This window comes from Streptomyces sp. NPDC006450 (genome assembly GCF_040612195.1).
In the GTDB taxonomy this organism is placed as follows: Bacteria; Actinomycetota; Actinomycetes; order Streptomycetales; family Streptomycetaceae; genus Streptomyces.
The window spans coordinates 35,722-46,930 of sequence record NZ_JBEXPT010000044.1 but is presented as its reverse complement, the minus strand read 5'-3'; the positions used below and the strand labels follow the sequence as shown (position 1 = coordinate 46,930).

The following is an 11,209-nucleotide window of genomic DNA, read 5'->3' as shown; positions in this document are numbered from 1 at the left end:
GGCCCGCGCCCGGAGGCGGCCGCGGCGACCCGGCCGCGACCCCGTCCACGGGCATGATCCCGGACGCGGACGCGGACGCCGGAGGCGAGCCCACCCGTCCTGCCCCCGGAGGGCAGCGCCCACCAGGCCGCCAAGCCGATGATCACTCCGGTCAGCACGGTCGACGGGCCCCCGATGTCCGCGTACAGGAAGTCGGTGAGCTGCCACACGAGCAGCCCGATCGCGACCAGTCCGCAGTCCCGCACCGCGGAGGTTCCCGACAGGCACCGCCGCAGACCCGCCACCAGCAGGGCCAGCCAGCCGCCCGCCAGGGCGATCAGCCCGATCAGTCCCTGCTCGCTGAGCACCAGCAGGTACATGTTGTGCGGGGACAGCAGCGGCTGGCGGATGTATCCCTGCCCCGCGCCCGCGGTGTCGCTGCCGGAGGACAGCGCCAGCCCGGAGTGCGAGTCCCGGTTGGCCGGGAAGCCCTTCAGCCCCACCCCCACCGCCGGCCGCTCGCGCCACATCGACCCGGCCGCGGCCCACATCGTGTAGCGGTCGGTCACCGACTGGTCGGGGGCGTCGGAGACCTGAGTGATCGAGGTCAGCCGCTCCGCGACCATCGCCGAGCCGACGCCGAAGCCGCCCACGAGCACCACCCCGGCGGCGGCCAGCGCGAGGAGCACCTTCAGGGCCCGCCGGATCCCGGCCAGGGCCATCACCAGCCCGGCCGCGGCGAAGGTCGCGATCCACGCCCCCCGGCTGAAGGACAGCACCAGCGGCAGGACCAGGACCAGCGCCGCCGCGCCCGAGGCCCGCCGGACCCGCGCCGGCAGGCCCGGTGCGAGCGCGCCGGCCGTCGCGACGACCAGGCCGTAGGCCACCACCGTGGCCATGCCCATGACGTCACCGGGTCCGAAGGTGCCCACGGCACGGATGTCCTCACCCTGGTACGAGGCCCCGGTGCGGGTGGCGAACTGCACCACGCCCACCGCTCCCTGGACCAGTGCCAGCACCACGAAGCACCCCGCGGCCAGCCGGAACTCCGAGGCGCTGCGCACCAGCAGCACGATCGCCGCCGGGACCAGCACGAACACCTGGAGGTAGCGCACGAACCCGGGCAGGGCCGCGTACGGGTCCCCCGCGGTCACCGTCGAGACGGCGAGCCCGACGGCGGGCAGGCCGAGGAGGAGCACGCCCATCGGGCTCAGCGGCCGGACCCGGCCCCGCAGGGCCTGGATCCCGCAGACGAACACGAGCAGCAGCGAGGCGGCGTCGGCCGGACCGACCTTCCCCGAGGCGGTGGCGTCACCCGCCGGCACGGGGACCAGCAGGGCCAGTACGGTCGCGGCGAGCGGCAGCAGCGGCCAGTGCCGGCGCAGCAGATCGGCGGTGTCCGGGCAGGACCATGAGGTCGGTGATGTCGGTGCGGCAAGGCTCATGCTTTAGCTGCCCCCCAGCCGGAAGCGGAAGAAGGAGGCCGCGGTGCGGGCCAGGATCCACAGGTCCTGCCACAGCGACCAGGTGTCGATGTAGTGGTTGTCGAAGCGCGCCCGGTCCTCGATGGAGGTGTCCCCGCGCAGCCCGTTGATCTGGGCGAGGCCGGTGATGCCGACCGGCATCCGGTGCCGCGCCTCGTACCCCGGGTGCACGCTGCTGAACTTGGCCACGAAGAAGGGCCGTTCGGGGCGCGGACCGACCAGGCTCATGTCACCCCGGACCACGTTCCACAACTGCGGCAGCTCGTCCAGCGAGGACTTGCGCAGGAAGGAGCCGATCGGGCTCATCCGGCAGTCGCCGGCCACCGTCCACCGGGTGGCGGACTCGTGCGCGTCGGCGCGCAGGGTGCGGAACTTCAGCAGGGTGAAGGGGCGTCCGTACAGGCCGACCCGCTCCTGCCGGAAGATCACCCCGGGCCCGTCGGAGAGCCGTACGGCGAGCGCGCAGGCGCCCATCACGGGGGCGGCGGCGAGCAGGGCGATCGAGGCGAGCGAGGAGTCGATGACCCGCTTCGCGTACCGCTCGACCGGCCGGGCCGGACGCGGCAGCAGCGGCTGGACGGCGTACCCCCAGAGCTGGTCGGCGGGCTGCGCGACGCGCATCCCGGTGACCTTGGCGGTGCCCGCCGGGTCGGCGAGCCAGAGCCGGCAGCCGTGGTCGTGGAAGAGCCGGACCAGGGAGGCGGTGCGTTCGTCCGCCTCGGGCGGGCGGGTGAAGACGGCGTGCCGCACGGAGTTCTGGATGACGGCCCGCCGGATGTCCTCGTGGGTGGCGAGTACGGGCACTCCCGCGGCCCCCTCCTCGGCGGGCCCGGTGTCCGCGAGCCCCACGGGGCGCAGTCCGTACTCGGGACGCCCGTGCAGGGCGGCGGCGACCGCGCTCGCCCCGGTGCCGGGTCCCACGACCAGGGCGGAGGCGGGGCGGCGGGCGCGGGTGCGACGGCGGAGCTGGTTGACGCAGCCGCGGCCCGCGCACGCCAGGACGACCTGGACGCAGACGGCGCCGAGCAGCGCGCCCCAGCCCAGGGCATCGCCCGGGGCGGCGGCGGCCAGCACGGCGGCGGCCGCGCACCACAGCGCGGCGGCCCGCCCGGCGAGCGCGGGCAGGTCGAGGATCGCGGAGGGGGCGAGCCGCGGCCGGTACAGCCCGGCCTGCGCGTGCAGGGCGGCCAGGGCCACGGCGAGGGGGGCGGCCGCCCCGAGGGGCAGCTCCGCTCCGGGCAGCGCCGCCACGGTCGCCACGGCGGCGAACGCGTCGGCGGCCAGCAGCGGGGCGATCCCGTCCCGGCGGCGCACCCGCCCCGGCCGTACGGTGGCCCGGGCACGGTCGGCCCTGGGTCCGCGCGGGGGGTGGATGGCGGTCACGGAACGGCGGACGGCGGTGACACCGGCTCCGACGGCGGTGCCGGTGACCGTACTGGTCGCGCCGGCGCCGCTGGTGGTCGTCGTGCCGGTGGCGGCGGTGATGCCGCCGGCGGGCCCCGTGCCGTCCTGCCCGGTGTGCCGGGCGGGTGCGCTGTCCATCGTCATCGGCTGATGCGCTCCTGGTTCAAGGGCCGGGGCCTGCCCAGCAGTTCGTGATACAGACCGGTGACCGCGTCCGTGGTGCGCCGCACGTCGAATTCCATCCGCGCGTGCCGCTCCGCCTGCTCCCCGAGGCCGGCGAGCAGCCGCGGCTCGGCGAGCAGCCCGCCCAGGGCCTTGGCCAGCGCCGTCGGGTCCTCCGGTTCCACCAGGCACAGCCGTCCCTGGCCGGGCGGGAGGCTCTCCCTGGCACCGCTGACGTCGGTGACCAGAACCGGGCGGCCACAGGCCATGGCTTCGAGCGGGGCGAGCGCCATGCCTTCCCACCGCGACGGCAGTACAACGAGATCGGCGGCCCGAAGCCACGGCCGGATGTCGAAGGCGGCCCCCGCGAAGTGGACGGAGGGCGGGGCTCCGCGGCGCAGCCGTTCCAGGTCGGGGCCGTCCCCGACGAGCACGAGACGGGCCCCGGGAACGGCTCCGAGCAGCTCCGGCCAGGCACGCAGCAGGATGTCCTGCCCCTTCTGCTGGCAGATCCGGCCGACGCAGACGGCGAGCGGCCCGTCCCCCTGGAAGGCGGCGGGCAGCGGTAGTTCGGCGCGCGACCGGGCCTTGTCCAGGGCGGGGTCCGGGCCCCCGGGGCAGAAGTGGCCGAGGTCGACGCCGTTGCGGATCACCGACCAGCGGGCCGCGATCCCCTCGGCCTCGCCGGTGCGGCGTTCGGCCTCGCTGACGCAGAGCACCCGGTCGGCCCAACGGGCCCCGAAGCGCTCCCAGCGCAGCGCGAGCGCGGCGGTGGCCCCGCCCACGGCGTCGAAGGACCAGGCGTGCGGCTGGAAGACGGTCGGGACGGCCCCGCGCACGGCGAGCCGCCCGGCGAGTCCGGCCTTGGCGCTGTGGGCGTGCAGGATGTCGGGCCGGACGCGGCCGAACAGGCGGCGCGCGCCGAGCACTTCGGCGGCCAGTCCCGGCCCGGGAGCCCGACCGGCACGCCAGGTGAGCACCTCGGCCCCGGCCTCGCGGGCGGCGTCCGCGAGCTGTCCGCCGCGCGGACAGCCGACGTAGGTGCGCATGCCGGCCGCGGACTGGGCGCGTACGAGGTCGACGACGACGCGGGCGACCCCGCCCTCGACCGGCTGGACGAGGTGGAGGACGACCGGAGGCCGGGAGGGGGAGGGAGAAAGGGAAGAGGAAGAAGGAGGCTGTGTCGGCACGTGGAGTGGTCTCCTGCGTTCAGCGGCGCGCGTCTGTCTGAACGAAGAGCACACCGAGGAAATGACCCTGCTTTTCACCCGTGAACCCGAAGGTCAGGCTGCGGGCGCCACCGGACAGGGCGGGGCTCAGATCGAACACGTCCGCGTCATATCCGAGGTTATTCATATGTTCGGGCTGTCGCACGAACGAGTGATCTCCGAATTCCGTGATCGTGGAATTCATAACATCATTAAAAGGATTTTCTCCGTCACTGAGGCTGACCCGGCGCCCGCTGTCGGCGGTCACCGTGAGTGAATCCCCGAGCGTTCCGCGGTCGCCGTCGTACGCGACCACCCCGGCCCGCCCCTGCGCGCCGGGCGCCGCGTCCAGGCCGGTGACCTCCACCGTCTCGCCCGCCGCATCGCCGGCCCCCGCGGCCAGCCCGTCGAAGCCGTCCCAGATCGAGACCCTGCGCACCGGCTCCTGCGGGTGCTCGTAGGCCACCACCAGGGTCCAGCCGCCCCAGGCACCCATGTCCGAGTGCCCCATGGCGATGTTCAGCTGGGCCACCGTCCACATCCCCGCCCCGCCCTTGCGGACCAGCGGGGTCACGTCGGCGGAGGCCTGGTAGGCATCGCCGGCCGCATCGCTGCGGTGCCCGATCGCCGTGTCGGCCAGGACTTCCTTGTACGCGCCGCCCGGCTCGGCGACGAGCACGCGGCCGTTGTCCTCCGGCGGCTTCTGCTCCCCGACCCGCAGGTTCCCGCCCCAGTACAGCCGGGCGTACGAGACCTTCGCGCCCGCCGGGACCTTGAGCTCGGCCCGGGTGGAGTTGTAGGTGTCCGGGTCCTTGTCGACCTCGTCGTAGAACATCTCGTAGTCGCCGTTGGTCCCGGCCGCACCCTTGTTGACCGCCGCACACGGCTCGGCCTGCTCGGACTCCACCCTGCGACAGCCGATGGACGAGTTCGAGGCCCGGACCAGGCCGCCGTGCTGCACCGCCTGGTAGCGCTGGGTGAAGGGCACCCGGGGCGCCTCCTTGACCAGCGGACCCCGCACGCCCGGCGGGGCGGCGGCGGCACCGGCCGTCGCACTGGCAAGCGGAGCGTTCACCGAAAGCGTGAGGCAGGACAGCAGACCGAGCGCGCCGAGGATTCTGCGGGAGGAACCCATGACCCTGTCTCCATTTTCGATCAAGGGGACAAAACAGGAGTGAACTTTGTCAGAAGTCCGGAGGGAAATCACGCCGGACTCGCTCGTACGGCCTTTTGGGCGATAACACGCACCCTGGAGACGGGCGGGTCGTTATGGGTTGCACCATTGTTCGAACGGAAAGGAAAAACGGAGATGAAGAAGAGGCTGGTGCGCGGCACCACCCTGGCGGTCGCGAGCACCGCGCTGCTGATGGGCGGCGCAGGCCTCGCCTCCGCACACGGCGGCGACGGCGCGACGGCGGACGGCTTCGCGGGCGGCTCCCCCGGCGTCCTGAGCGGCAACCTGCTCCAGGTCCCGGTCCACGTCCCGGTCAACGTCTGCGGCAACACCGTGAACGTGATCGCCCTGCTTAACCCCGCGTTCGGCACCACCTGCGTCAACGCCTGACGTCAACCGTGGCGCCCGAAACTTCGGCATCCGAGTGAACACACGCATCCCGAACCGGGGTTGCGCCGTTGATCCGGGTGCTTGAGTACCGGGCAATCCTGCAAAAAAGGGACCATCATGATCAAGAAGTTTGCGGCCGGCGCAGCGGTTGCCGCCTCGTTCGTCGGTCTGGGTGCCGCCATGGCCCCGCAGGCCATGGCCATCGGCAACGACCACGGCATCAACACCGTGAACGGCAACGGGGCCTCGCAGATCTACGGCAACCAGGCCACGTACGGCAACATGAGCCCGCAGATGGCGCTCATCCAGGGCTCGTTCAACAAGCCCTGCATCGCCCTGCCCGCCAAGGCCAACGTCCAGTCCGTGCTGGCTCTGGTCAACGTCGGCGTCCAGGACATCCCGGTCCTGTCCAGCCCGCAGAACCAGCAGTGCACCGAGAACTCCACCCAGGCCAAGGGCGACGAGGCTCTCTCGCACATCCTCAGCAACATCCCGGTCCTGTCCGGCAACGCCTCCGCCGGCAGCTGACAGCACCCCGCGCACCGCGCCAGTGGGGCCGTCGCACCTTCGGGTCGCGGCGGCCCCGCCGCATGTCGGGACCCTAATAGGGACTGGTATGAATCCGGCCACAATTCAGGACGCACGAGCATCTGAGTGAATTGGCCGGCAGCGTCCAAAAATCCCCGGTTTCTTTTCCCGGGCCCACTCGTTGTTAATTCTGCAGCGGATAGACCTCTGCGGGAAGGAAACGAAAACAAATGACGTACAAGAAGGCAGTGGTGCTGGCCGCCGGCATTCTCATGGCAGCCGGTGCCGCCTCCCCCGCCATGGCCGACTCGGCGGCTGAGGGCGCGGCCGTCGGCTCCCCGGGCGTCCTGTCCGGCAACCTGCTCCAGGTCCCGGTGCACGTCCCGGTCAACGTCTGCGGCAACACCGTCAACGTCATCGCGCTGCTGAACCCCGCGTTCGGCAACACCTGCGTCAACGCCTGACGAAGCGCCTGTGCCCGCAAGGGCAGACCTCCTCGGGGTGGCCTCGGAGTGCACGGCGGTGCACTCCGAGGCCACCTTCGATTCAGCACCGGCCGCAGGGCCGGTAGACAGGGAAGGACCCATGCGACAGGTACTGAGCCGACAGGTACTGGGCAAGGGGGTGCTCACCGCGGCCGCCGCGTCGAGTCTGCTGTCGATCGCGACCGGCGCGGCCTACGCGCAACCCGGGGCGATGGCCGAGGCCTCCCGTTCACCGGGGGTGCTGGCCGGCAACAGCGTCTCGGTACCGATCACCTTCACGCCGAACGTGTGCGGCAACACCGTGGACGCCGGGGCGGGCCTCAACCCCGCCATGGGCAACAACTGCGCCACCACGACCGGCTCCGACGCCGGGCACGACTACGAGCGCTACCTCAGCCCGCAGCAGGCGGAGCAGGTCCGTCGCTACGTCGACCAGGGGCCCGGGCGCGACGAGCACGAGGAGCGCGAGGACCGGCACGAGCAGGGCGGCTACGGAGACCACGGACCCGAGCGGCCCGGCGGCTACGGAGACCACGGACCCGAGCAGCCCGGCGGCTACGGAGACCACGGGCCCGGGCCGCAGAGCGGCCACGAGGACCACGGACCCGGGCCGCAGGGCGGCTACGGAGACCACGGCGAGGAGGAGTGCGACGACCACCCCGCCCCGGAAAATCCCGAGCCGCGGCCGCAGCACGCACCCCCCGCGCCGAAGCCGCTGCCCGCGCCCGAGGCGGAGCACCCGGTGCCCGCTCCGGCGCCCGCTCCCCCGCCGGTGGAGCAGGTACCCGCGCCGCCGCTGCCGGAGCCCGTTCCGGCCCCTGCCCCCGTACCGGCGCCGGTCGAGGAGGCCCCGCAGCCGCTTCCGGCGCCGGCCCCCGCGCCCGTAGTGGAGGAGGCTCCGCACACGCTCCCCGCTCCGGCGCCCGTCGTGGAGGCTCCCGCGCCGATGCCCCCGCACGGCAGCCAGGTCGTGGAGCACCCGGCGCCGGTAGTGCCCCCGGCCGACCAGCCGCCGGCGGCACCCGCCGGTGACCTGCCCGTCGAGCTTCCCCCTGCACCGCTCCCCGCCCCGGCACCCGCCCCGGCACCGCTCCCCGCGCCGGCACCCGCCCCCGAAGCCGTCCCCGTCGCGGCGGCCCCCGCGCGGCAGGAACTGGCAGCGACCGGCGCCGGGCAGCCCGCAGGAGCCGCGGCCCTGGCCTCGGCCCTCATCCTGGGCGGCGCCATTCTGTACCGCAGGTCCCGTAACGCCGCCTGACGGCAATAACGGTAATCAGAAATAATATCGGCCGGAGAGTCCCTTGTCGGATTCTCCGGCCGTTGCCGTGTTCGGTTCCGCGTTTCCGTGGCGCCGGGGAATCGTTAACCAGGTCGAAAGTGGCGCGACGGTCGCCACTGGTCGCCATTGGCCACCCCTAGAAGAGGATTTTGACAATGAAGCTCTCGAAGGTCGCCGCAGTCGTCGTCGGCTCCGTCGCCGCCCTCGGCGCCACCTCTCCCGCCTTCGCCGCCACCGAGGCGCCGGCCGTCCCCATGAGCCTGACGAGCGGGCTGACGGCGGTCACCGACTCGGTGAACCCCGTATCGGCGGCGCTGCCGCAGACCGTGGGCAACGGCCTGGCCGAGCAGGGCGAGAGCGTCCACAAGGTCGTGTCCACCGTCCAGAAGGTCAACGAGGTCCGCAACGACGCTCCGGCCGAGGTGATGAGCCTCGCCAACGGGGCCACCCAGGCCTCGCCGCTGCTCGGCGGAGTGAAGCTCAACGGCGGCAGCACGCACTGACGGTCCGGCCCGTTCTCCCGCCGACACGACTGTGGGCGCCCCCGGCCTCGCCGGTGGCGCCCACAGTCGCGTGGTGCGTCGAACGTCAGTCGTTGACGCAGACGTTGCCGAACGCCGGGTTCAGGGCGCCGATCACGTTCACGGAGTTGCCGCAGACGTTGACGGGGATGTGGACCGGGACCTGTCCCAGGTTGCCCGAGAGGACACCGGGGGAACCCACGGCCGCGCCCTCAGCCTTCGAGTCGGCCATAGCGGAGCCTGCGGCACCGGCCGCGGCGAGACCAGCGGTGGCCAGGACCAGGGCGGCCTTCTTGGCAGTGTTCATGGGAAGTGCACCTTCTCTTCGATGTTCTGCCCCGATGCCGGGGCTCACATCGAGCGAAACGGTCCACCTTCCCAGACGACACGGTTCCGCACGCGATCAGACCTGTTCAGCCCAATAGTCGTAACCGCGTGCGGATCCGCGTACGGATCCGGGTCCCTACGGAAGGAACCCGGCGAACGACGGCATACCCGGGAGCAGGCCCGCAGGCGTGCCGGGTGCCGCAGGTACTGCGGGTGCCGCGGGTACTGCCGGTACTGCGGGTACTGCAGGTGCCGCCGGCACAGCGGGCGCCGCGCCCGCGGGCGGGGCCGCGGGTTCGGAGACCGGGAGCGCCGGAACCCCGGGGACCTCGGGGACCGGGGCGGCGGGGATCTCCGGAAGCGGGAGGTCGGGGACCCCGGGGATCGCGGGCAGCGCGGGAAGTGCAGGGATCTGCGGCAGGGCCGGGAGCGCGGGCAGTTTGATCTCGGGGATCTTGATCCCCGGGAGCAGGCTGCCCAGGCTCTTCGTCAGGTCCGCCAGGATCTTGGAGACCGCGGCGAGGGCGTCTTCGACGGGACCCGCCGCCGCCACCCTCTCGTTGATCTCCTCCTGGGCAGCCGCCACGCGGTTCGCGGCGGCACCTGCACCTTCTGCGGCGCCCGCGGGAGCTGCCGCGCCGGTGAGTATGACGACCGCCAGGGCCGACGGGACGAGGACGCGGATGCGGGAGGCCTTGGTGCGGTGCATGGGTGTTCCTTCTCGTGGTCGCTCAGGAAGCGGACCCGAGCGATCCGCCTCCTTACCCACCGTGCGAACGTGTTCTACGGAGCGCAACACGAGCGCGGGGCCCCGCACCCCGCTGCGGGGTGCGTACGGGCTTCGCGCACGTATCCGGGGGCGGCTCACCCCAGCCGGGGAAAACCTGCCCACAGACAGGCCGTTTGAGTGAAGCAGCAGAACCAACCCTCCGCGAAGGCAGTTGATCAGGGCGCTCCACTAGCGGGCACTCGTGCGACAAAAGGATCAAAATGTTCAAGAAGATCATGACTGCTGCCGCGGTCACCGCCGCCGCCGTCGGCGCGGGCGCTGCTGCTGCCGCCCCCGCCATGGCGATCGGCAACGACAACGGGATCAACACCGTCAACGGGAACGGCGCCGTGCAGGCGTACGGCAACCAGAAGACGCACGGTGCCATGAGCCCGCAGCTCGGCGTCGTCCAGGGCACCCTGAACAAGCCCTGCATCGGTCTGCCGGCCAAGGTCAACGCCCAGTCCCTGGTCGCGCTGGTCAACGTCGGTGTCCAGGACATCAACGTCCTGTCCAACCCGCAGAACCAGCAGTGCACCGAGAACTCCACCCAGGCCAAGGGCGACGAGCCGCTCTCGCACATCCTCAGCAACATCCCGGTCCTCTCGGGCAACGCCTCCGCCGGCAGCTGATCTCCGCTCCCGATCTACGGTCCGGGACCCGTGGTCCACAGACACGGCGCCCGTGGAGCGATGCGTTCGAAGAAGCGGTGTGAAGTGACGAGGGCCCCGGCAGCGTCCAGCTGCCGGGGCCCTCGCGTGTCGTCCGGCGGACTCAGCCGGTCCAGAAGTCCCACCACCGGGTCAGGATCAGCATCCCGATCACGCCGGTGTGCAGGACGGGCGGGGCCCAGCCGAACTCGGCGAAGAAATTCCGTACCGGCTCGGGTGCGGGGAGGATCCCCGTACGGACGGTGTGGGCGGTGACCGCCCAGAACATCAACAGGGTGGCCAGCCAGGTCAGGCAGCACCACAGGCAGAGCGCGTTGATCTCGTAGAGCGACTGGACCATGAGCCAGGAGCAGAATCCGACGCCGAAGAGCATTCCGGCGGCCAGACCGAGCCAGAACCAGCCGCGATAGCGGGCCCCGGCCAGCAGGGCGGCGCCGACGCACACGACCGCCCCGTAGGTGACCAGACCCAGCATCGGGTTCGGGAAGCCGAAGGCCGCCGCCTGCTCGCTCTTCATCACGCTGCCGCAGGAGACCACCGGATTGAGACTGCACGCGGGCTTGAAGTCCGGGTTCTCCAGCAGCAGGAACTTGTCCAGGGTGATGACCCAGGCGGCCAGCACTCCGGCGGCTCCGGTGAGCAGCAGCAGCCAGGCCAGCGCACGGGGGGCTGCGATCGGTTCCGCGTCCTTGCGGCTGTGGGGCCGGCCCTGCTGGCGGGGGACGCCCACGGTATTTGTTGCCATACGGTCATGCTCCCGCCCTTGTGCCCGGTATCCGGCCCAACCATGCTCATCGACATGGAGGTTGACCTGAAGGGGTGGCTGGA

Annotated in this window: 13 protein-coding genes; 6 read left to right on the top strand and 7 right to left on the bottom strand. The window is 72.1% G+C overall.

The genetic code is table 11. The features are described from left to right. The 4 genes from ABZY57_RS16190 to ABZY57_RS16175 form a co-directional block, all read right to left on the bottom strand. Positions 1-1,424 (bottom strand): O-antigen ligase family protein (locus ABZY57_RS16190; RefSeq protein WP_356512295.1); only part of this gene is annotated, 1,424 nt, incomplete at its 3' end. Between the two features lie 3 nt (positions 1,425-1,427). After that, on the bottom strand, positions 1,428-3,005 hold the full coding sequence (locus ABZY57_RS16185; protein WP_356512301.1) for a sugar transferase: 1,578 nt from the start codon (positions 3,003-3,005) through the stop codon (positions 1,428-1,430). Positions 3,006-3,007: 2 nt separating this feature from the next. Continuing rightward, positions 3,008-4,219, bottom strand: coding sequence for a glycosyltransferase (locus ABZY57_RS16180; RefSeq protein WP_356512293.1), 1,212 nt, complete (start codon positions 4,217-4,219; stop codon positions 3,008-3,010). Between the two features lie 19 nt (positions 4,220-4,238). Beyond that, on the bottom strand, positions 4,239-5,444 hold the full coding sequence (locus ABZY57_RS16175; RefSeq protein WP_356512291.1) for a DUF3344 domain-containing protein: 1,206 nt from the start codon (positions 5,442-5,444) through the stop codon (positions 4,239-4,241). Positions 5,445-5,546: 102 nt separating this feature from the next. Between ABZY57_RS16175 and ABZY57_RS16170 the strand changes: the two genes are divergently transcribed. The 5 genes from ABZY57_RS16170 (at position 5,547) to ABZY57_RS16150 (ending at position 8,596) form a co-directional block, all read left to right on the top strand. Next, a complete protein-coding gene (locus tag ABZY57_RS16170) occupies positions 5,547-5,801 on the top strand; it encodes a chaplin (protein ID WP_356512289.1) in 255 nt (84 codons plus the stop codon). Positions 5,802-5,918: 117 nt separating this feature from the next. Further along, positions 5,919-6,329, top strand: coding sequence for a rodlin (locus ABZY57_RS16165; RefSeq protein WP_112451357.1), 411 nt, complete (start codon positions 5,919-5,921; stop codon positions 6,327-6,329). 230 nt (positions 6,330-6,559) lie between these two features. Then, entirely contained in the window at positions 6,560-6,793 is a 234-nt protein-coding gene (locus ABZY57_RS16160) for a chaplin (RefSeq protein ID WP_356512287.1), read from the top strand. A 121-nt stretch (positions 6,794-6,914) separates the two neighbouring features. Beyond that, entirely contained in the window at positions 6,915-8,072 is a 1,158-nt protein-coding gene (locus ABZY57_RS16155) for a chaplin (RefSeq protein ID WP_356512285.1), read from the top strand. A 176-nt stretch (positions 8,073-8,248) separates the two neighbouring features. After that, on the top strand, positions 8,249-8,596 hold the full coding sequence (locus ABZY57_RS16150) for a hypothetical protein (protein WP_356512283.1): 348 nt from the start codon (positions 8,249-8,251) through the stop codon (positions 8,594-8,596). An 85-nt stretch (positions 8,597-8,681) separates the two neighbouring features. Here ABZY57_RS16150 and ABZY57_RS16145 read toward each other — a convergent pair whose 3' ends face one another. Both ABZY57_RS16145 and ABZY57_RS16140 read right to left on the bottom strand, forming a co-directional pair. Beyond that, the gene (locus tag ABZY57_RS16145) at positions 8,682-8,921 is read right to left on the bottom strand and encodes a chaplin (RefSeq protein WP_356512281.1); all 240 of its coding nucleotides are present in this window, start codon (positions 8,919-8,921) and stop codon (positions 8,682-8,684) included. A 156-nt stretch (positions 8,922-9,077) separates the two neighbouring features. Beyond that, positions 9,078-9,650, bottom strand: coding sequence for a hypothetical protein (locus ABZY57_RS16140; protein ID WP_356512279.1), 573 nt, complete (start codon positions 9,648-9,650; stop codon positions 9,078-9,080). A gap of 281 nt (positions 9,651-9,931) precedes the next feature. Between ABZY57_RS16140 and ABZY57_RS16135 the strand changes: the two genes are divergently transcribed. Beyond that, entirely contained in the window at positions 9,932-10,342 is a 411-nt protein-coding gene (locus ABZY57_RS16135; protein ID WP_356512277.1) for a rodlin, read from the top strand. Positions 10,343-10,484: 142 nt separating this feature from the next. Here ABZY57_RS16135 and ABZY57_RS16130 read toward each other — a convergent pair whose 3' ends face one another. Beyond that, the gene (locus ABZY57_RS16130) at positions 10,485-11,126 is read right to left on the bottom strand and encodes a vitamin K epoxide reductase family protein (protein WP_356512275.1); all 642 of its coding nucleotides are present in this window, start codon (positions 11,124-11,126) and stop codon (positions 10,485-10,487) included. Between the last annotated feature and the right edge of the window lie 83 nt (positions 11,127-11,209).